Below are 22,189 nucleotides of genomic sequence, written 5' to 3'. Positions count from 1 at the left end.
ACAAGCCTAATCGTATATATGGGTTACTAGATTTAGGTTGACAAACTAGCTACCCAGTAACGGGTTTCGCGAGTGTATTCTTTACAGTGAAGCAGGCCGAGTGTCTCGGGGTCGTCCGAAAATCTTTGATTTCCGTGATGACGAGACGCTCCGCGTCTCGAACCACTTGACCCCGAGGCGGCTCACGCACCCGCTTGAGACCGACGATAAATGTCTTGCCGCAGGTCCTGTAGCTGGGGAGAAGAGGTGAGAACCAATCCCTCATCAAAGAGGTCGGAGAGTTCAGCTCCGTGTGAGATCGCTGTTTCTGGCGTTTCAACGAGAACTTCAAATTCGTATCGATGACCGTCGAATGATTTGTCTTCAACCTCACGCGCGAGCGAGGTACAGATGCGCCGTCCGTAGGTGAGATCCCCATCAACAATGACAAGTAGGTCAATGTCGCTTCGCCGGTCTGCTGTTCCACGAGCGACACTCCCGAAAAGAATGGTCCCGACGAGCTCGTCAATTTCCTCACTCGCTTGAATTCGGTTCCTGAGATCATCAAGATAGGACTGGATCGGCGTCCGGAACTTCGGCTGTGGTATCGAAAAAATGGGATCTGATCGCTGAAGATGATCGGCATCGACTGTGATCTGAGCAGGTCGTTGGTCGTTTACAACGATCACACCGAGTTTCTCAAGGAGGGTGACTGAACGGGAAACCGACGAGACATCCGCTCCTGTGATCGATGCGAGTTCTTGCTGTGTGAACTCCTCGAATGGATTGTTCACGAGGTGATGGAGGATATCCTGCATTGCCTGATAGCGGAACACCCGCTCTTCGGGAAACGGAAAGTCCAAGACTACTCCTGCTCTTTTCATAATAGCTAATTAATTGTACATTGTGAAAACTTCCCGGGTCAGCTCTACAGAACTCACCTACACAGACACTCGTGGGACACCCCGACAGGATTGAGAATCTGAGCATAGATGTCGCTCGCAAGCGCAATCATTGCGCTCGCTCGTTCCGCTGTCGCCATCTCGTCTAGATAACCTTTGCCGCCGACAGCGTGCCGTGATTGGCCGGATCGCGGAGGACAGCATCCGTGGCTGGTGAGCGAGTTGTCGCGATCAAACTTGAGCAGATCGGGCAATCGTCAGCAGCCTCGGCGGTCACAGGGACATCCGCTGTTCCGGTCGCGAGCACAGTCTCCACAGGCGTACCTTCGGAGTGACCCACTCCTAGTTTGGAGAATCCGCGAGAAAGCATGTTCGCTGGCGGTACATCTGTCGGGGGATACAGCTGTCTCAGCGTCGGACGACAGCCAACTCGCCCTGAGGCTAGAAGGGGTGATACCGAACCGTGGATTCGTCTCGTCCAATTGACGTCAGCTCAAATCGAGTTCGCTGATAAGCCCCACGTCACCGTGGGTGAGGTAGTTAACCTAATCAGACCCTCAGTGATCCACCCCACTTACGGTCAGAAGTTATCTGCCCGCTTTTCTCGGTGTTGAGCACCCGGAGAACTCGGCCGAACCACGGCATACTAATTCCCTGGGATGGACAAAAAGAAAGATTACTATCCGCTCGAATCTACAGTCCCTAGAGATACTACTCGTCGTCCTTGATGAAAGATAGATCCGGTGAGACGAGTCCCTCTGTGAACCGGAAGGTCCGATTAACCAAGGTTTTGTTGTGGTCGTCCTCGTCGTCAACCTCGAAGTAGGCACGCAGAGCGCGCCCAAACCACGTTTCATTCGGCTCTTTCAAGTCTGTCTGTTCGTTGTACCATGTTTTGAACCGTCGTCGGAGCATGGGAATTGGAATCTCAGCATCTGCCTGTTCAATCGTGACTAGCTCAACGAACGCTTTCGCAGCCTCCTCATACCGAATTGAGGCACTTTGCTGTGGCTGTTCCCACAGGGGTGGCTTCCGAAAGATGGTGAACCCATCTTCAGACTGGAACTCGACGGTCGTGTTCTCAAGATACTCGAATCGCGTTGGAATGAGTGGCTTCCGAATATACGTGTAGCCGCTTGCGGCAGCATCCTTTGTTCGTCGTCGACGAAGTTCCTCACCAGAGGCTGACTCAAGCACCCATTCGCTGCCATCTTTTTTGACACAGGGGGTGTGAAATTCATACGACTGAACCGGTTCTTCGATATCGCCCTCTGCGAGGATAGATCCACCTGGGCCAACCAATTGGGCGGTATCCGTCGGCAACACTCGCCACGTCGACTCGGTGAGGTCTCGAGGCAGTAGATACCAACAGTCTCCAGTCGAGACATCGTTCCGTTGGTTATAGGTAATAGTCCCCTCTTCATCGGTGCGTTTGAACGTCATACTCACGGGCCCATCTTTGGCTTCGGGCGGATCCGACCACAGTTTGCCCTGTGCTTCAGACTGTGATTCGGTGATGACATGGACAGGGTGATCGTGATAGTCGGCCCGCGCGAGATTCGTGAGCAGCGCTGCCGGCTTCGAGTCGTTTTCGACTTCGATCTCATGGAAGTGGATCGTCCCGTCCTTTTTACTCACAATATCAGGTCGAGACTCGCCGTCCAGATATTGAGTCTCTGTTGGATCAGGATCCGCGAGATCGACTGTGATGACGTCTTGATCAACAGCGAGAATTTTGTGGCCATGCCGGAGCAGAAACTTGATCCGTTCAATGACCAACTCTTTATGCTTGTCTGACTCTTCATCAGAGCCAGCGGCCATTGTCGTCGAATCTTCTGCACGATCCGTTCCATACGACTGTCGGGTTCCGGGGGCATCACTGCCGAGTCGTTCCGTCGAGATCTCCGGTTCGTCGACAGTAGTGAGCCGACCGAACGAACTCACCTCAAAGTACGCGGGCAAGATGGTGAAGAAATGGCCGAGCATCGATTTCGTGATTGGGATCCGTCCGAAGACTCCGAAGAGTTCTTCATACCGATCGTCGTTGTGGATTCGACCTGCAAGCAGTGCTCGATACTCAGGAAAGCCCGCAGCAACTGCTTCGATCGGTCCATCACGAAGACTCATCTCATCAAGCTGTTCGAGTTGCGATGGATGCGTGGTTTGTCTATTCGCGTAGCGTTTATGCGCGTCTATCGGTAGCGACCAATTGTCTTTGGACGGACCGGGTACGTAGTTCGAGATCCGGTACTCGTTATCTGCCTCGAGATGCCGCGTGAGGTCATCTTCGGTGACAATTCCATGGCTCGTTCCAAACGGCGCAAGCCGCGAGGAAACGAGATAGTCCTGTGGTTTTGAGGAGCCGGCCGGCTCCAACAAGCTCTGGTGTAGATACGAAACACGGTCCTTGTTGAGTTCGTGAACGAGTTCAGCCGAGGCGTACGTTTTGGCGGTGTCTGGCCGGTCGAAAGAGAAGTTCTTCGGCTGGAGGAGTCGGCTTGTCGGGACCGGCATCTTTCCGACCGGCCCGAGATCAATGGCACAGATCTGTGTCCCGATGCGATCGCCGTAGTGGTCGTCGATGATCGCTTTGATGCGTTCAGCTCGCGTGTCTCGGTCGCCATCTCTCCCGTCTGAAACCGGCTGCGATGGCTCTCCGTCCGACGATCCCGGGCCGTCGTCATCGTCGTCACCACCGTCAGTTACCGCTGGCAGTGTCGTCTGGTTATCGGCAGTACTCGCAGCGTCATCGGCGGTATCCGAGGTTGATTCCTCCGGATGCTCGATATGCGAATCGGCCGTCTGTTGGTCACTGTGACCGATAAGAAAATACTCCTGTTGGAGTTCCCCCGGCCACGTCAGCAACTCGAGCAGGTCGATCCCGTACTCGTCGAGGATGTCTTCAGCGACATCATCAAACGTCAGCAACCGTTCGAGTTGGCGGTCGTCGGCGTCGTCGGCAAGTCCGGGAAACATCAGTCTGACAGCACCAAGCCGACATACCCGTTGAGTGCCGTCTTCATCGATATAGGTGCTAATATTGGAACGTTGATTCATTGGTTGGTGTCCGTTCGAAGCCGGCGAGTCGGTGAATTGACACAGACAACCATGCTCAGCAATGAGCGGTGGCTGCCTCGCCAGTGCTGGGTTATTTGTCGGGTCGAGATAGCAGCCTGAGAACGCAATCGACAGATTCCCCGTGGAATCTGTCGACTGCCGCGCTGTACGTCGATCTGATTATGTTGTATGCGTATCATATATTGTTCAGTTTGATTGCGAATGGTTAGCTGTGGTCGCTCTCTTGCCGGCTTGGCCGTGTGCGAGCGGAAGTGAGAGCGTTTCAGTAGGCGTCCACCACGAATGGCGGGTCAGCGCGCCAGCGTCAGTAATACTGTTTCGCCCCCAACTCCGCGGTATCAGGTCAGCGACACCCAGCTTACTCGGCGGTGACCGAGTCGAGTGTCCATCATACCAATTCCGGAAGCGCTCGGCGAATCGTGGGGCGCTCTGTTCGTCCCCAGGAGCTCGCGTATGCGTCTTTTGAGTGTACAGCTCAACAAACTCCGTTAGCGCATGTTGTAAGTGTGCTTCGCATCGCCGCTGGCCCGTTTCCTCGATCTGTTGTAGTGGTGCAGGTGGTTCACGGAGGGAGCTCCCAGCTTGGGAGACGACCGTGACGTCTGTACAAAACAGCGGTCGGATCGGCAAGATAGGATTAGGAACAGGTCGATACTCCGCTCCAAGCGCCTCTCTCGAAGCGAACCGTGATCGGACAGCACCGTCAGGAGTCGTGAGGACCAGTGATCCGTCCTGTTTTTTCACTCGCGGCGTCTCGAATGAGTACGACTGGATTGGTGCGGTCGCCGGTCCCGATGCGAGACGGTGGTCGCCATGATACAACACCCGGTGACCGTCATCGGAGACAGCCCAGTACAGCGGCGCTGACCGCCGGGGGGTGAAGATGAACTTCCCACGCTTGTTGAAGACGCACATCGGAAGTGTATATAGCTGGTAGTCGTCGCCACGACGGCGGACAAATGGGGCCGTAAGCACGTCGCGGGCCCACTCGGCCGTCTGTTCTGAGGGTGTCACGACGAGCAAATGCGCATCTTGCCGACGCGCCCGATTGGCCGTCATAATGAGTTCGCCGGCGGTCGTGAGGACATCAGCTGCCCCGTCATGATTCGGATCAACCACCACGACAGGACCATTTTCATCGTGCGGATGTCCCCGAAAATGCGGGTCACCACGCGACCGGTCGGTAACCGACTCCGGGGAGATCCCACGTTCCGCGAGCCACCCGTCGACAAAGTCAATGATCGAGGTCCCGTCTTGGACGCCACTCTGGGACATCGTTTGGGAGGGACCAGCTAACACCGAGGTATGGTCCGTCCCAGCAGCATGCGTATGAGTCGTCTCACGGATGAATCGCGGCTCAGACCGTGGCAGGTTCGACGGCCAGCAGCACGATTCATAATGCGGCGTCACGTCCAGCAGCGCTTCCAGTTCCGTTCGTGACAGTGACAGTGTCGGCGTAACCGGGAGCGATTCATACGGCTCAGTCCCTGCAGAGCCCTCCAGCAGCGCGGCGAATTCGTGGGTACTGCGTCGAAGCCGTGCAGAGACCATCGCCGATTGGGAGGCCGGGGTGAGCCCGTCGCGAGCTGCGAGTCCTGGCGTCCGACTTTGAGTATATTCGGGTTCCGTTTCCCAGTCGTCGTCGGCCAAGCACCGACTTGAGGTGATCTCGGCTGGCGTTTCCGCATCGATCGGACAACGAACCGGCGACGTAAGCGACGATGTAAGCCCGTGCCGACCGAGTGGACGACACGTCGACCCGAGTTCAGCCACGCGGAGCGTTACCTCAAACGGGTCTATTGCTGTCGTTCGAATGAGCAGCTGACAGAGAGTCGGGACATTACGGTTGTGGTTGCGGGTGAAAATTGTCCGCAGCAGCGATTCTAGTGTTGCTGCGGCTGGTGACCCCTCCCGAACAACGAGCCGACTTGTCGGCACTGCAGTAAGCCCGACTGGATCGAGTACGAGCGTTCCCATTTCGACGCCGTACCAGCCCGGTAACTCCTCGATACACAGTGCTGCAAGTTCCTCGGTTGATTCGGTGGGTGGGTTTCCGCCAGCATCTCCTATCCACCCTGTATTGTGCGTATCGAGCCCGCTACTATGGAATGTGATCGTCGGTACGTCGACACCGGTACAGACGAGCAGTTCAGTCGATCTCCAGATCGCGTCTTGATGGAAGCGGGTGATAATTCGACAGATCGGCCCCGCAAGCGACCTCGAGATCCGCAGTGAGGGATCGTCGACACCGCTTTGACAACAATGGATCGCCCCATGGCGAGCTACTGCTGGCGTCTGCGCGTCCGGTGGCTCTGCACTGCTTGAGACATACTGGAACATCTCCCCAGAAATTAGCTCCGTTGGCAACGATGCGCACCATCGCCATCGGTGGGGTGTTGCTGCTCACCCAGTGGTGGTCGTGTAATTGGTACCTGTGCTCCTGACGCCAGCACGTGGGTTGTCATTGCCGCAACCAGCTGACGGTGGCGTCTCTGTGAATTCGGTTGAGTGTACATTTGTATCCGTGTATTACTGTGTTAGCGCCTATTGAGGCAGATCTTTGCGACATGTTGATTCGCCCGTCGGTGTGTGCGTTCTCGTGTCGTGTGGCTCGAAAGAGGGGGGATGAAAAGATAATCCGTACCGACCGATCGACGAGCCTTGATTAGTCGCTATGTTTATATTCGTACAGTACACTTATATTTGGTTAATCAGGTCATTAAACGGTTAATACGTATGAATTTGCCGCTATTTGCGTTTGTGATTGAGTTTCCGGTAACGGCATCGTATACGAGATACCACTCGTAGCGTACCGATGATATTCCAGTCGTGAGTCGTCGTTGTCGAAACGCCTCGCCTGAGGTGGACCAATTACCTACCTGAATACAACCACTCGCAGTGGACCGAGCCGGTGGCGAATCCCAACTGAACTGAGACGACACAGGAGTGTCGTAGAAAATAAATGATATATATTAAATAAATTCTTTAAAACAACGCAAGAGCTGTCTAGACTCGGGAAAATGCCATAGCAGTTCATGTTTCAGTACACTCAGAAAAAGATATAATATGGCTCGTTGCTCTACGCGATAATAATGTCTGGAGAACAGTTCAATATCGACCGTCCTCTTATGTGTAATCTGAAACCGCTGTTGCCCAAGTGGGTCGTCGATCAGATTGACCAGTCTGAGGCAACTACCATTGAGGACATCTTCCCAAGCCTAGCTGCGAGCAATACCGGTGGATACGCATCAATCGCTGGTAACGGACAACGGCGCCATAGTCTCTATCCGGTAACTGCGTTCTGTTTAGTTCAACTGCGTGTCGGCTCGACAGACCGACGATGGTTCCCGCTCAAAGACCTCATTGACCAACATAAGCAGTTCGAACTCGGCCATACAAAAAACCCAGATAAAGACACCTACTGGAAGACGATCGATGGCCTCGTCAAAGCCGGACTACTCGAACGAGTCAAAGACGGGTCAACCACAAAGTACGGGCTCGCATCAAACCAAGACGTCGCCCCGGCGTTTGACCGCACACATCCATATAACATCCGTGACCGGATCACCATGGACGATCCGACCGCAACAGATGATACCGAGGCGATGCTGGGGCCACTTCCGAACACCGCTGATCGACCGGCTGTCATCCCTGCTCAGATACGGGGCGGTCGACTCTCGAACCCCTGGGACGCTGGGGTGAGTTTTGTTGTCCTTGGTGTCGCACTGACTGTACTGTGTACTGGACTCGCAGCAAGTACTAGTGGTTTTCTGACACGACCTGTTGTTGGCGTCCTCTGGGCGGTTCTCTCGGTTGGGATCGCTGCCATGCTTGTGGAGATCCTCGATCAGCTGAAAGCTGGCTATCAGTATTCTGAGTAATTTTGTGATTCGGATAATCTACGACTCCTTTTGTGGAGGACCAGTTAGGTAGTTAACTTGTTGAGACGACCGCGACAACAGCCAGTTTACTCGGGGCCACTACAGATCCGTTATCTGAGAGGAGTTGTGACTCATGCTACTGAGATACTACGACATACTAGGGTGAATCTAGATAATAGTAGGATGTCCATGCTCCATCCTAAAGAACACTAAACCGCAGGACGAAAGTAGGACATACTACCGGTATCCGATTGTATATAAGAATAATAATGACCAACATCTATGGGAAGCTAACTGCCGTAGCACTATCTATCGGAGATATGAGAAACAAACCAAAACAGGAACGGTGAGACACGCACAACTTGGGGCTTGTACGCGTCCCAGCAGATCTGCGTTGTGGGTTTGCTGCGCCTGCCGGGCGGATTCGAATCGTCAGTCTATTATGTACGACATCTGAGTATCTGGCGATCGACTTCTCCATTGGTGGAGTATCAGTTTCTTGTAGATCGGATGGACGATCTCGTAGATCCGCGGTATGATCGCTATCCAACATAACCAACGCAGGACGGTGAGAAGACTACGATTAATTCGAGGTGGATAGGGATAACGAGTCTAATCGTACTGCGTCTCTGTCTCGTCGTTCCAGTCGGTTATGAGAAGGCAAGACAAGTCGCTGAAAGTGCGGCGGTTGCACTCAGTGGGACCGACAATAAGAAAGCCCTCTCAGATGCTCTGTTGAAGAGCGATCTTATCAGCCGATATCACCGGTTTAGAAGGGTGAAGCCGAGGAAATCGAACCTACCATGGAAATCGATATCCTCGACTTCATCGAGCAGTGTCGTCACCTAGCTAAACAAGCGTTGGGGAAGTACGCGGGCGAGCCCGCCAGCGGCGGGTTCGCCCGCTGGGTTCACGTCGTCCTTCACTGTTTTCGGGTCGAAGACGAGCGCAGCTACCGTGAAACGCCAAATCGGCTGAAGTACATGGCCGAAGTTCGTGACGCTCTCGACCTAGATCCGGATGATCTTCCCGATCACACGACGATCTACAAATCGTTTGATCGGCTGAAAATGTGGGTGTGGCGGGCGCTGCTGCGCGTTTCCGCGCAGCAGCACCCGCAGTCTGGGCACGCTGCGCTCGACAGCACGTTTTTCGACCGGCGACGTGCGTCATCGTACTTCCGACAGCGAGCCGGACGGACGATACAGACGCTCAAAGCGACGACATTGACAGATGTGGAATCGCTTGCTGTTCTCGATGTTCACATCGCAGCACGGTGGAAGCACGATACGAAGACCGGACCGCAGGTCGTCCGCAGAAACGCGGACGACCTGCAGTCCGTCGCCGCCGACAACGGCTTCCAAGACTGGCATACCGAGTACGAAATCGCTGCACATGACGTTGAGTACCTCGTTCACTACCGCGGCTCATCAGCGAAAGCAGCCGCGAACAACGTGCTTATCGAGCAAACGGCTACGCTCAGCGGTGGATGGCCGAAACATCCTACTCAACAACGAAGCGCTCGCTCGGCGATGCCGTGCGAGCGCTGAGCTGGTATCGACAGTTCCGTGAAATTGTCCTCATGTTCGCCATCACCAACATAGAACCACGGTGTGAGCCGCTGTAACCGTGACTCAATGTCTATTCAACAGAGCACTCTCAGATACGATTGTTGGATTCGCTCTCCTCCGAGTCGTGGATGCTCCCCGGGGATGGCATCGCTCGATACGGTGCAGGCGACCGTCGACATCGTCAGTGGTGTAGTTGCTTGCCAAGGTGGTTGTCCGTGTGATGGAGATGAGTGCGTTCCCTCCGTGGTGGCCGTCGGCTTAGTGCTTTTATCACGATCCGTTCAGGTGGGGGCTTATTATTCTTATATTCAATCGGTCACAGATAGTGTGGGAGGCCCCCCGTCATGGGGTTTAGCATGGACTAGGACTCCCACTACTCACACTAACTGTGCGGATAACACATACTATACTCATCCTTCGGTTATACTACTCGGGGTAACACTTTACCGGCCATCTGTGAGTCATTCGTCTTTAGTTAAGCCCGATAGTAATATTTAGATGTGAAATTATATCTAACAATATTAGAAAATGCTAATTAAACGATACAGGTACTATACCCACCGAAACCAAGCAATAAAACAACTCTAGGAACAAGGTTTTCTTGCCGTAGCAGGGGTAAATCGACAGAATTCGAGCGGAAACTGGGCCTAGATGGTATTACTGAGAGTATTAACTAGAGACGGATGATCTGTGAGTAAGGGAACAGCGAATCTCTTCTCTTGAAAATCTACGATCGTTCAGGCTGGAAGGCACCACACAACTATGCGGGTGATACAGGACAGCTCATCGAGGCAACTCGAAGCGTCGAATGATGGAAGTACTATCTCGACAGATCGGGTATCGCGTGACAGTCATGCTGAAAATCACGCCAAGAGAGGGTCACTCTGCGGCCCAATTGGCGAGTTCGGGAAAACACTCAGAGCAGTATTTAACCACAGTTCCGCCCTCAATCACATCCGATATCGTCTGGGCCTCGCGCTGTAATTGGTCTCGCAGATCCTCGTCGGCCTCACCGAACACATCGAATCCCAACTCACGCTCGTAGCCACAGGGAGGATTTTCGGCTCGGTGGACGATCGACGGTCCTGACTTCTGTGCCGCAGTATACTGACTATCGATCTCTACCGGTGTCGAGAGGATTTCTTCACCAACAGACTCACCTACGGCCGGTAGTTCCTTGGGCTGAATTTCACGAAGCTCCGAGACGTGGTCCATCGCTGGCTCGAAACCCATCGCGTCATCAAACGATCCATAGTCACACCGCCGTACCGGCATATACGAGAGCCGAAGACGATCCGCAGCAGACCCGACCTGTTGGCGAATCGCGCGTGCCCGATACAGCATCGATGTGTACGTCTCGTGGACGGAGTCAACGTTCCAGGGCGCGCTCAGATCGGAGCGTATCTGGACGAGAAACACCGCACCTTTGACACCGGACTCGGTTAACAGCCCACCGTCTTCCCGTTCTTTCGTCAGGCGCATCTCCGTCGCGTACGCTGGGAAGCACTCGGTACACGGAGACAGATCACGGTCGAGTGCCTCCTCGTGTGTCAGATAGAGGTATCGTGACTCCGTCGAGATGTCGGAGTGCTGTGCTGCTGTTACTTGTTTCCCGGACTCGGTGACGAGTTCGCCTGTCTCTACGGCTGGCGGATCCCCGTCTGTGATCCGAGTAGCATTGTGGAATCCATGGAACGTGTCCAACTCGGGAGATCCATCGTCATCGTACCTGTGCCACCACTCAACGGCTACAGGGTCATCCGGTGCGGGCGTTTCCTCGTTCAACGGTGGCAATTCAGCCGGTTCAGGGGTGTTGTATGTCATTATTGTGGGTCTCGTTCGCGGGAATTGTAAACCAGCGCGGATCGATGATTCGCAGCCGTTCTCGTTCCTCTGCTAGGTGGCGTACACTCGATTCACTTGTTACGTGAAATCTCGTCGAGCTGACCGTCAGTGAATTTCGCGTCGAGACTGACGTAGTCACCATCGATAGTCCGGTGGAATTCGAATGTGCCATGATATGCCGTATCCGACCTCCCGTGGTGGATCTTCCGCATACCTCTTCGAGCCCGTTCGAGTGCTACAAAGTTATAGTTTAGACTATTATAATTAGAATACTACTCTTGTCGTTCGTGATGGGAGCTGAGAACGCACCTTTGGGCGCGTATACTGCTCATAATAGCTGTTCGAGCCGATATTCCGGGACAGAGAATATCGGCAGTTCTGGTACATCGCCTCTGAGCGTACTACGGTGGATTCACGACGTCGGTCTGGTCCCGGCCTCTGTGGTGAATTCGACCAGACGCACTTTTGCGGTTTGCGACAAAACCTACACGGACACATGGACATCACCGAAGACGCGGTCCGAGATATCTGTACGGACGCAGTCTTCGAACGCGGCGAGACCTATCTCGCTGAGAGTCGTATCCGCGATATCGACCGCGTCGACACCACTGTGACTGCCGTCGTGAGTGGCAGCCGTCAGTACGACGTTCGAGTCGATCTCGCGGGCGAGGGGTTCGACCCGTGGTGCGACTGTCCGTACGACGGACCGGGCGCGTGTAAGCATGTCGTCGCCGTACTGCTTCGATGTGTCGGTGACGCTCCGTCGGACGAGGGCAATCGCCTCGAAGCTGCACTCAATGTGGCCGACGCCGACGACCTCCGAGCGTTCCTCCGCGAGACGTTGGCGACCAACACCACACTCCGCGACCGGTTTTTCGCCCGGTTCGACGAGTCGTCGACGCGGTCAGTCGACGAGCTTCGCGCCGAGATCGACCGACAGTTCGAGCGGACAAACCCCGAGTACTACGTCGTCTTCGAGCCGATCGATTTTTCGGAGTGGTTCGATCTCGCAGACGAGTACCGCGATCAGGATCGAGACGCGTCGGCGACAACCGTCTACCGAGCGCTCGTTGAGTCGCTCGACGACAACATGGAGCGTGTCGACGGCGCGTACGATCACTTTTCACAGGCGTTTGCACAAGCGCTCGACGGGTACGTCGACTGCGCCGCGGCCGCGACCAGCGAGACCGATAGAGCCACAGACGCCGTCGGCTTCCTCGACGAGCGGGTGACAGCTGGAACGCCATACCTCGCCGACCAGTTCGGGCGTGCGGCGGCCGAACTACGCGAGAAGCTGGCAGAGGAGGCGTGTGAGTAGCAAGTCTCCCACGGCGAGGGATCGAACAGGTGTTCACCGAAATGTACAGAACTCAGAAGAAGAGTTCACCATTATATTCGGTGACAAATAGTAGACCGCCAGTTCTACACCTCACTGGCGAGGCATGATCTCCCCTACGAAAGGTGCTGCCAGATCGTCGTCGGATCGGCGTCGTTCAGTTCGGCGTTCGTCTCCATCTTGCGGACCTCCGTGACACACCGCTTTGCGACGAGCGGGTAGACGTCCGCAGGCGTGAACTCGAAGTTGAGTCGCATGATCTCCTGCCAGTGTTCGGCCCAGATATCTTCGACGACGCGCGGGTACAGGTCCTCGACGAGGTGAACGCCGAATTCACGGTCTTCTTCGACGACGAGTGAACGCACCGTCTTGCGGATCCGAGCGGACGTACAGTACGTCGCGACGAGCCGTTCGGCCCCCGTCTCCGCGTCGTCTGGATCGCGACCGAACTGCTCGCGGTTCAGCTCCTCGAACGCCTCGCGAACTACTTTCACGCGTCGATCCCGGCTGTCACTGCGGACGACGACGCCCTCCGCGGGAACATCTTCAGCAAGCGACGAACTCGGAACGGCGTAGGTCTCGGGGTCGAACTCTGTCGGTTCGGCGATGATCGTTGCGGGAACGAAGGCCCGATCACGTAACGTATCCTCGATCCGAATCCGATCGAAGACGTCCCACGCCGCTTCAATCGAGAGAAATCCCTCGAAAGTCTCTACATATGGGTTTCCCGGTGGGGTCATCAAATCGACGGCCGCGTAAGGAAGGACGTCGAAGCCGACCAGTGCGGGGAGATCGCGTTCGGTATAGCCGTAGTCCAGCGTCGAGTACACCATGTTCTCCGCGTACACGATGAGGGGGCCCCCGTGGTCGTCGTGACATCGACGGAGGGCACCCGCATCGATCCCGTCGCGAAGACAACGGACGGCCCGGTGGAGTGCCCCGTCGACATCTTCGAGATCGTCGCGATGACAGCCTCTGATGGAGCGCCGCGTTCCGAAGACGAGACTTCCATCTCCCTCCGCAGCGTTCACGACAGGATCCGGATACGACGACGCGTACCGCTCATCATAGAGCGTGAAGCGGAACGAACTCCCGTCGAACTTCTCGAGGAGCACCAAGTCATCGGCGTCGAAGAACGATTCCGGCACGACGGGATGATCGTATCGTGGGATTTTGGGGTAGACTTTCATCGATCTGTGGTCGAGTGATGTATCAGTTCAGGTATCGTCGTCTGTCCACGCAATTCCAACCCAGGTTCGAACGGCGTCGCCGACGGACGCCCGAAACTCGTCGACAGGAGCGGTACGGACACGGGTGGGGATCGGCCCGTAGTCGTCCCATGCTACGGCAAAGCGAACGACTCTCGTTCGGAGACGGCCGTCCGCTGCGTCTGTATCGTACGTTTCGAAGACGTGGTGGACGCCGCAGACGAGTACCTCTCCGAACTCGTCGTGGCGGTAGATCGTGTCTTCTGTGAGCTCCATCTGTGTCAGGTGGTCAGTCGGGGTACTCGTCCGGTCGGTCGAACCCGTCTTCGAGGTCGGCGAGATCACGTTCGAGTCGGTCGATATGCGTTTCGAGGTCTTCAACGCTCATCAGGGCGAGACGAAGGAACACTTCGTCTCGATCCGGCATCAGCGGGAGATTCTGGTCCGATGCTGGCTGGTCGTCAGACTGTCGGGCGCGTTTCCGGACGGGTTCTTCGCGAGCACCACGCAGTTCTCGACGGAGGAGTTCGGTATCGTTCATGGGCAAACACACACCGGAGGCCAGCCCGCTACGGCCCCGGAAGGGCGGTCGCACGGACCGTCTCACCGGGTGTGTGGCTTTCCGACTAACGCTCGATCGGCCATATCGATCCGTTCAGAGGGTTGTAATAAATGCTTTCTGTGGCATCCCGACGGTGTCGAGTAACTATTTCCACTAGCGACTACGCGTTCCACCCTTCTACAGCCGATGCTACCTCGACGTACGCCCGAACGTACTCATGGCATGGCTCCGGCGCCGACCGGAACGTTTCGAACGCGCTGTGCTGGGCGTCCGGTTCCACGTCCCCGTCGATCATGTCGACGACGTACCCGTTCGCGAGGTAGTGTTTCGTGTCGACGCCGTCCACGTCTGACGTGTCGTACACGTGTTCGAAGGCGCCGAGCGATTCGACGATCTCGACCTCAATTCCGAGTTCGGTCTCTGCGACCCGATGAACGGCCTCGCGGCGCGTTTCGTCTTTCAGCACGCGGCCGCCCGGTACGAACCAGTACCCCTTCGCGGGCTCGTTCGTCCGCTTTCCGAGGAGTACGCCGTCGTCGCGTCTGATAACCAAATCGACGGAGACGATGGGGACGTTCGCGACGATCGTTCGCCAGTCGTCAGCCGGGATCCACTCGTCGTCCATGTGTTGTCGTCTTCGAGCACGAACGTAGACCTGCGCTTTGAGTCGCTCGACTCGGACCGACCATCGGCGGTCAGGCAGGCGAGTTAGAACGGACGAACGCGATATATCGATCATTCTGACGTGTACGCTCGGCCGGACGGAACAAGAGGAGAGATTGAACCGAGCCTCGGGAGTACGTCGATCAGACGTTTCTTGTGCCGGTCTCGCGAACACCCACGCATAATGCGCCTCTCTATCATCGGAAGCGGTTATGTCGGTACTACCATAGCAGCCTGCTTCGCCGACCTCGGTCACGACGTCGTCAACGTCGACATCGACGAGTCGATCGTCGAGACGATCAACGTCGGCGACGCGCCCATCCACGAAGCGGGCCTCGACGAGCTCATCGCCGCCCACGCCGGGCCCGAGGGAACCGGCCGCCTCCGCGCGACCACCGACTACGACGCGATCCTCGACACCGACGTGACGTTCCTCTGTCTGCCGACGCCGCAGAACGACGACGGCAGCATCGACCTCTCGATCATGGAGGCGGGCGCGACACAGCTCGGCGAGACGCTCGCTGAGAAGTCGGACTGGCACACCGTCGTCGTCAAGAGCACGGTCGTCCCCGGCTCGACCGAAGACGCCATCACGCCGATCCTCGAAGATGCGAGCGGCACGACCGCGGGGGAGGCGTTCGGCGTCGGCATGAACCCGGAGTTCCTGCGCGAGGGGACCGCAGTCGACGACTTCCTGAACCCGGACAAGGTCGTGCTCGGGGCCGACGATGACCGCGCGCTCGCGGACATGCGCGACGTGTTCGACCCGCTTGTCGACCGAGCCGACGCGCCGGTCGTCGAGACCGACACGCGCACCGCCGAGATGATCAAGTACGCCAACAACGGCTTTCTCGCGGCGAAGATCAGCCTCATCAACGACATCGGAAACATCTGTAAGGAGTTCGGCATCGACGCCTACGAGGTCGCCGAGGCGATCGGATTAGACGACCGCATCGGCGAACAGTTCCTCCGGAGCGGCGTCGGCTGGGGGGGTTCGTGTTTCCCCAAAGACGTCGCCGCGATCATCGCGGCCGCGGAAGAGCAGGGGTACGAGCCGCCGGTGTTGAACGCCGCCGTCGACCTCAACGACCGCCAACCCGGTCGACTGGTCGACCTCCTCGCGGAGCATCTCGACTTACAGGACGCGCGCGTGACCGTCCTCGGACTCGCGTTCAAGCCTGGCACCGACGACGTGCGGAACTCCCGGGCGATTCCCGTCGTCGAAGGGCTTCAGGAACGCGGTGCGACCGTGACCGCCTACGACCCGGTCGCGACGGCGAACGCGAAGGCGTCCCTCGACGACGTCACGTACGCCGACTCGGCCGCGGCGGCGCTCGCCGACGCCGACGGGGCGGTCGTCGTCACCGACTGGGACGAGTTCGCCGCGCTCGACGAGGCGTTTGACGCGATGGCGAACCCGGTCGTCGTCGACGGGCGACGGATCATCGAGCGCCGGGACGGCATTACGTACGAAGGGCTCACGTGGTGACCTGCCGCGAATCGATTCCGATCGACGCTCCGGGATTCACCGACATTCGGCGCACCGGTCACGCATCGGAGAATACGGATCTCGGCTGCCGGGGCTCGCGTTTCACTCGTTATATGCGGATTTCGCGGACGAATCCCGCGTAGAACCGAGAAATCGGCCGATTGTCATCCACTCTTCCGTCCGTAATAGGTCCCGTGAGAATGGGTGTAACATCCGTGTTCGGTATCGGGAGCGACGCCCACTCTCACAACGAGACGATCCCCACGACGGAGGCGGCGGCTAAGGACATGAAATCGCCGTCCAACAGCGGGATCGCACGTCCCACCGTGTGGACCACCTACACTGGAGCAGCCCGCGGTACTGACGAACAGTTCAGATCACCAAACTCACAGATCGGCCGGGACATTCCCGGTGTTTACGGGATGTACTGCTAATACGTTGGTACTGTGTCTGAAATCTGAGATGATGCGCATCCCTGTTATCCAAGCTTCTGTAGGGCCATGGCATCACTAATCTCCGGGACGACGGCACGATCACCTGACGCTGGAGAGCGACCCTTCGCCGCCATTTCAGTGACTAGTGTCACGATCGCTGGTCCCCATCGCGACGTTTCACCCATTTGCGAGCCTACTCCTGCGGGGGGACAAACGAGTGTAACTGGATGTGAGTCCCAAATAGCGGGCGACTGCGACGACCGGCGAACCGGCCTGTAGGAGGTCGACAGCCGAGCGGGAAATGGCGTCGAATCGGAGGATCGAAGCGCGGCTCAACCGCCGGTGAGCGTTACTGAACGACGACAGCGCCCTTCATTCCGACCGAGCGGTGGGGCGTACAGACGTACTCGTACGTCCCCGTCTCCTCGAACGTGTACTCGAAGGTGTATCCCTCCTCCGAGGAGGACTCGCTCTCGAAGTCGCCCGACTCCGCGGCGACGTTGTGGCTACCGCCCTGACCGGTCCACTCCCAGACCACGGTGGTCCCGGAGCTCACCGCCACCGCGGCCGGGCCGAACGCGAGCCCGTCCCCCGCGCCGACGTCGACCGTAACTTGGTCCTGTCCGGTGGCGTCGACGGTCTGCTCGTAGTTGTTGGCGTCGTCGAGCCAGCCGCCGTAGTCCGGCTCCTCGCCGAGGTACTGCGTGTCGCCGCCGGAACTGCCGGAGCCGTCGCCACCGCTACCGCCGTCGCCGCCGTCTCCACCGTCGGAACCGTCCGAGCCGTCACCGCCATCACCGCCGCCGCCGGAACAGCCGGCGAGCAGGAGCGTCGCGCCCGCGGCGGTCGTCGCCTGTACGAACCGTCGTCGATCGAGTGTGGTGTCGTCGGTCATGCGTTCGGTCGTCGATTGGTCGCGTGTGGTTGTAACGCCCTGCGCGTCGCCCCGCCGATCGGGAACACGACGAATATGTTCGGCATAGACGCCTCGCCGAGTTCCCACAATTCCATCGAGGGCTTGGTCCGACTACGGTTCGCTCCGCGGTGCCAACACGATCAGCGCGGTGGCGTCCTCGCGCGCGGTCGGCTCCACGCTGCGCTCGCCGTCGAACCGGAGCAGTTCGCCGGCCTCGACGCGGTGGTCCTCGCCGTCGAGGGCAACGTCGAATCTCCCCTCCAGCGCGTGGAACAGCACGTCTCTGTCGGGGTGGTCGTGTTCCGCCACGCTCTCGCCCGCCGGCAGCGAGAGTCGAACCGTCTTCGGCTCGCTGCCCGGGAACGCCTGTGCGGCCGGCTCGCCGTCGATGTCGTCGACCCGGACGGTCTCCGGCTCGGACGCCGACGCCGCCTTCGGCAGTTCGGCGACGAACCGCTCGGGCCCCTCGCGCTCGACCGCGTACGCCTCGTCGTCGAACGCGGGCACCTCCGCCGACAGCTCGTAGTAGAGTGGCTTCGGGTCGTGGTCGTTGACTATCGTGAGCGACTCGCCCGGCTCCAAGTCGTCGAACGCGTCGTGGATCCGGTCGTGTCGCTCGTTTGGCGGGATCTCTCGGACGTCGAGTTCGGTCATCGCAGATCACCCTCGACGCTACGGACGCATGTCGAGCGGCGCGAACACGTTCGGCCGAGCGGGATCAGTGGTCGTCGCCGAGCGGGATCAGTGGTCGTCGCCGAGCGGACTCAATGACCGTCGCCGAGCGGACTCAATGACCGTCGCCGAGCAGTTCCCCGAGGCGCTCCCCGATCCGGTCCATCGTCGCGTCCGAGAGCCCGTGTCCGTCCCCCGGGTCGATCCGGAGGTCGACCGCAGCTCCGGCGCGCTCGAAGACGCGCGCGGTCGCCCGGACGCGCTCGGCGGGCACGTACGGGTCGGCCTCGCTGCTGTCGAGCGCGACCGGCGTCCCGAAGAGGGGGCCCTCTCCGTCCACTTCCCGCTCTGATCGCTCGACTTCGATCGATTCGAGGTCGTCGCCCGGCAGCGCGGCCGAGACGACGAACCCGCCGCCGAACCGCCCGGGGCGACGCCGGAGGAACTCGGCGACGACCGTGCCGCCCTGCGAGACGCCGACGAGGACGACGCGCTCGGACGGGACGCCGGCGTCGCGCGCGGCGTCGACCGCGGCCGCGACGCAGTCGACGGCAGAGGTCAACGCCGGCTCGTTGGCCGACAACGACGATTCGTGCGGGGCCGGATACCACGTCGACCGGACCGCCCCGGGCGCGAGGAGCGCGACGCCCGACCGGTAGAACTCGTCGGCGAGGCGGACCAGCCCCTCCGGCGTGCCGCCGCGGCCGTGGACCAGCACGACCGCGGCCTCCGCGGCCGCGGCCGGCGCGCCGCCGGTGACGAGCGTCGCCTCGGCGTGCGGTCCGGAGACGCCTCGGATCCGGCGGCTCATTCGGTCGGCTCCGCGTCGTCGGTTTCGGCGTCGTCGGTGTCGGCGTCGACCGGGTTCGAGCCGCCGCCCCCCGGTCCGTCGAACGACGGAAGCTGCGACTCGATCAGGTCGCGGTCCGCCTCGAAGCGCGGCGGGAGGTACAGGTCCGTCGCGTGCCCGGTCGCGTTCGGATCTGCCAGCCCCGGCCCGGCCGGCCCGTCGTCGGTCGGGGCCTCGGTCGCGAGTTCGACGAGGAGCCCGCCGGGACCGCGGACGTACAGCGAGTGGAAGAAGTGGCGGTCCTTCACGCGGGAGACGTCGTACCCCCGCTCGCGGAACAGGTCGTGCCACTCCAGCAGCGTCTCGCGGTCCGCGACGCGCACCGCGGCGTGGTGGAGCGTCCCCGGTCCCTCCCGGAGGTACGCGGCGTCGCGGTCGAGCAGGTCGACGACCGTCGCGCGGTCGCCCGGCGCGTGGTACCGTATCCGGTCGGCCGCCTCCGCCTCGTACTCGAAGCCGAGCGTCTCCAGCACGCTCGCGGTCCCGTACGGGTCCGCGGGGAGCGCGGTCACGCCGTAGAGCCCGCGGATCGCGTGTCGGGCCGGGACGGGGCCGTCGGTCCACGGGTCGGAGCCGTCGCTTTCGGTCTCACCCTCGTCCCCACCGTCCGCGTCTGCGACCAATTCTATCCGCGTTCCGGACGGGTCCGCGAGCGTCAGCCCGCGGTCGCCGAAGCGCGCGTCGGGGTCGAGCGGTCCCGCCTCGACGCCGCGGTCGGCGAGGCGGTCGCGCCAGTAGTCGAGCGAGCCCGGCGGCACCGCGAAGGCGACGGCCTCGTAGCCGGGCTTTCCGGCCCGTCCGGGGTCGGCGTTCGGGTCCGGAAAGACGGTGAACACGGAGCCGGGCGAGCCGGTCGCGTCGCCGAAGTAGAGGTGGTACTGGAGGATCTCCTCGTAGTTCACCGTGCGGCGGAGCAGGCGGAGCCCGAGCGTCTCGCCGTAGAAGGCGGCGTGGGTCTCGGGGTCGCCGACGATCCCCGTGACGTGGTGGAGTCCGGGAGTGTCAGAGAGCATAGGGTCCGTCGGGGCCGCGCGGGAAAGTCGGTGTCGGTGGGAGCGATCGGCGGGGTCGGCAGGCGTCGCCGACGGACGCCCTCTCACGGGCGGTCTCGGTCGGACCCTCTCCCACGGAGCGCCTCGGTCCGAGCTGCGACAGGATCGGGAGTGATTTAGGCTGCCCTAAACAAAAGCGTCCATCCCATGAGATCCGGAGAGTCGAGCGGACGGACGATCGGTGAGACGGACGGCCAGCCCGGCGGGAGCGAACTCGAGTGCGTGGCGTTCCTCGCACGTTCGGAACACCGGGTTCACGTGCTTGATCAGTTGGCGAGCGCTCCCCGTTCGCGCGACGAGCTTCGCGAGCGAACGGACGCGACCCGAGTGACCCTGAGTCGCATCCTCAGCGACCTGGAAGACCGGGGACTGGTCCGACGGCGGAGTTCGGACGGCGGATGCGAGCTGACCACGTTCGGTGAACTCGTTCACCGCGATTTCGCTCGACTCTTGGGAACGGTATCGGTCGGACAGAGCTATTCTGACCTGATCTCGCGACTACCGACCGAGTGGTTCGACTTCGACCTCCAGTGTCTCGCCGACGGGGAACGCGTCCGCGGGGAGAGCGCTGACCCGCTCGCGGCGGCTCGCGTCGTCGCGAACGCCATTAAGGACGGCTCCTCCTGTGAGGCGCTCGTCGGGACGTTCACCTCGCTCCCGATGTACGGATACGAGCAGGCCATCCGGAACGGGACCGACGCGGAGGTGCGCGTCGTCTTCGATTCGAACGTCAGCGACACGATGCTGTCGGATTCGTCTCTGCGCGCGAAGTGGCGGGAGATCGAGAGTCGGACCGACTCGACGGTGTACTACAGCCTCGACGAACGGGCCCCGTGTACGGTCGATCTCATCGACGCCGAGACCGTGTTCCTCACCGTCGACCGGGAGCGGGAGACCGGCTTCGACATCATCTCGTGTTCTCACCCCGACGTGGTCGCGTGGGCCGACCGGGTGATCGCCGAACACCGCGACCGTGCGGTACCGCTCGATCGGCGGACCGACGTGGACTGACAGCGAGCGAACGCGGCGTGTCGTCGTAACACTCCGTGAACACCGTTCGTACCGTGCCGGCTCGAACAGCGAGAATCACTAAGTTACTTTAGGTGTACCTAAAAATATGGCACGCAGACGCCAGTTGATCGCGGGTAGCGCCAGTCTCGTCGCCGCCGGTCTCGCCGGCTGCGCTGGAAACGCCGATGAGACGGAGAGTACGGATCGGTCGCCGGACAGCGGGGCGAACGCGGACGCCGGAAACGAGACGGAAGAGTCGGAATCCACCGCGTCGGCGACGCCGTACACGGTCGAAATCGAACCCAACGACCCGTACACGTTCGAGTCGGTCCCCGAGACGTACGGTGTCGGCACCAGCCCCTTCATCGACATGGGAATAGCGCTCGGCATCCACCCGACGGCGACCACCGGTCTCGAACGCGCGCCGCTGAAGTTCTACGACCTCCTCGGTCTCGGGTTCGACGAGAGTCAAGTCACGAAGATCGCCAGCGACGCCGAGTCCGGCTACGACAAGGAGAATTTCTACGCCGCGGACGCCGATGTCTGGCTCATCTCGCGAAACAACATCGGCCGCTACGTCAACTGGGACGACTCCGACTTCGAGGACGTCGAGTCCCGGACCGGTCCCTTCCTCGGTACCACGCTTCGCTTCGCCCCTCAGGCCGCCGTCCAAGACGACCCGAACCCGTACACGATGTACGAGGCCTGTCTCTTATACACATCTCTGAGCGGGCTGGCAA

The 22,189-nt window shown here is 59.5% G+C and carries 14 protein-coding genes and 2 pseudogenes; 6 read left to right on the top strand and 10 right to left on the bottom strand.

Going from position 1 to position 22,189, the window contains the following annotated elements:
• Positions 1–182 precede the first annotated feature (182 nt).
• The gene (locus tag C472_RS16170) at positions 183–863 is read right to left on the bottom strand and encodes a nucleotidyltransferase domain-containing protein (protein ID WP_082238225.1); all 681 of its coding nucleotides are present in this window, start codon (positions 861–863) and stop codon (positions 183–185) included.
• A gap of 729 nt (positions 864–1,592) precedes the next feature.
• Positions 1,593–3,938 (bottom strand): hypothetical protein, encoded by a 2,346-nt coding sequence (locus C472_RS03725; protein ID WP_206536571.1) that lies wholly within the window; start codon positions 3,936–3,938, stop codon positions 1,593–1,595.
• A 3,113-nt stretch (positions 3,939–7,051) separates the two neighbouring features.
• Here C472_RS03725 and C472_RS16855 point away from each other — a divergent pair.
• Together C472_RS16855 and C472_RS03720 are read left to right on the top strand one after the other, a co-directional pair.
• Positions 7,052–7,840: a hypothetical protein gene (locus C472_RS16855; protein WP_152420592.1), complete on the top strand. Its 789-nt coding sequence runs from the start codon at positions 7,052–7,054 to the stop codon at positions 7,838–7,840.
• Between the two features lie 803 nt (positions 7,841–8,643).
• A pseudogene (locus tag C472_RS03720) lies at positions 8,644–9,467 on the top strand (IS5 family transposase).
• A gap of 823 nt (positions 9,468–10,290) precedes the next feature.
• Here the strand turns inward: C472_RS03720 and C472_RS03715 are convergent.
• On the bottom strand, positions 10,291–11,235 hold the full coding sequence (locus C472_RS03715; protein WP_049906280.1) for a hypothetical protein: 945 nt from the start codon (positions 11,233–11,235) through the stop codon (positions 10,291–10,293).
• A 517-nt stretch (positions 11,236–11,752) separates the two neighbouring features.
• On the opposite strand from C472_RS03715, the gene C472_RS03710 reads away from it, so the two are divergent.
• The gene (locus C472_RS03710; RefSeq protein WP_006628449.1) at positions 11,753–12,574 is read left to right on the top strand and encodes an SWIM zinc finger family protein; all 822 of its coding nucleotides are present in this window, start codon (positions 11,753–11,755) and stop codon (positions 12,572–12,574) included.
• A 134-nt stretch (positions 12,575–12,708) separates the two neighbouring features.
• Here C472_RS03710 and C472_RS03705 read toward each other — a convergent pair whose 3' ends face one another.
• The 3 genes from C472_RS03705 to C472_RS03690 form a co-directional block, all read right to left on the bottom strand.
• Positions 12,709–13,782: a hypothetical protein gene (locus tag C472_RS03705; protein WP_049906278.1), complete on the bottom strand. Its 1,074-nt coding sequence runs from the start codon at positions 13,780–13,782 to the stop codon at positions 12,709–12,711.
• 27 nt (positions 13,783–13,809) lie between these two features.
• A complete protein-coding gene (locus C472_RS03700) occupies positions 13,810–14,076 on the bottom strand; it encodes a hypothetical protein (RefSeq protein WP_006628447.1) in 267 nt (88 codons plus the stop codon).
• A 446-nt stretch (positions 14,077–14,522) separates the two neighbouring features.
• On the bottom strand, positions 14,523–14,987 hold the full coding sequence (locus tag C472_RS03690) for a GDP-mannose mannosyl hydrolase (protein ID WP_006628446.1): 465 nt from the start codon (positions 14,985–14,987) through the stop codon (positions 14,523–14,525).
• Between the two features lie 222 nt (positions 14,988–15,209).
• Between C472_RS03690 and aglM the strand changes: the two genes are divergently transcribed.
• Positions 15,210–16,514 (top strand): UDP-glucose 6-dehydrogenase AglM, encoded by a 1,305-nt coding sequence (aglM, locus tag C472_RS03685; protein WP_006628445.1) that lies wholly within the window; start codon positions 15,210–15,212, stop codon positions 16,512–16,514.
• Positions 16,515–17,297: 783 nt separating this feature from the next.
• Here aglM and C472_RS03680 read toward each other — a convergent pair.
• The 4 genes from C472_RS03680 to C472_RS03665 all read right to left on the bottom strand — a co-directional run bounded on the left by C472_RS03680 (position 17,298) and on the right by C472_RS03665 (position 20,399).
• Positions 17,298–17,843, bottom strand: a complete 546-nt coding sequence (locus C472_RS03680; protein ID WP_006628444.1) for a halocyanin domain-containing protein — start codon at positions 17,841–17,843, stop codon at positions 17,298–17,300.
• Between the two features lie 132 nt (positions 17,844–17,975).
• Positions 17,976–18,518: a DUF2249 domain-containing protein gene (locus tag C472_RS03675; protein WP_006628443.1), complete on the bottom strand. Its 543-nt coding sequence runs from the start codon at positions 18,516–18,518 to the stop codon at positions 17,976–17,978.
• 133 nt (positions 18,519–18,651) lie between these two features.
• On the bottom strand, positions 18,652–19,347 hold the full coding sequence (locus C472_RS03670; protein ID WP_006628442.1) for an alpha/beta hydrolase: 696 nt from the start codon (positions 19,345–19,347) through the stop codon (positions 18,652–18,654).
• Positions 19,344–20,399 carry a VOC family protein gene (locus C472_RS03665; protein WP_006628441.1) on the bottom strand — a complete coding sequence of 352 codons (1,056 nt, stop codon included), beginning with the start codon at positions 20,397–20,399 and terminating at the stop codon, positions 19,344–19,346. The genes C472_RS03670 and C472_RS03665 overlap by 4 nt, the downstream gene beginning before the upstream one ends.
• Positions 20,400–20,585: 186 nt before the next feature.
• Here C472_RS03665 and C472_RS18160 point away from each other — a divergent pair, with 186 nt between their 5' ends.
• Together C472_RS18160 and C472_RS03655 are read left to right on the top strand one after the other, a co-directional pair.
• Positions 20,586–21,449: a helix-turn-helix transcriptional regulator gene (locus C472_RS18160; protein WP_006628440.1), complete on the top strand. Its 864-nt coding sequence runs from the start codon at positions 20,586–20,588 to the stop codon at positions 21,447–21,449.
• Positions 21,450–21,555: 106 nt separating this feature from the next.
• A pseudogene (locus tag C472_RS03655) lies at positions 21,556–22,189 on the top strand (ABC transporter substrate-binding protein); the annotation flags it as partial.

The sequence above is a fragment of the Halorubrum tebenquichense DSM 14210 genome, assembly GCF_000337415.1.
Taxonomy (GTDB): domain Archaea; phylum Halobacteriota; class Halobacteria; order Halobacteriales; family Haloferacaceae; genus Halorubrum; species Halorubrum tebenquichense.
This window is presented reverse-complemented; position numbering and strand designations above follow the sequence as displayed.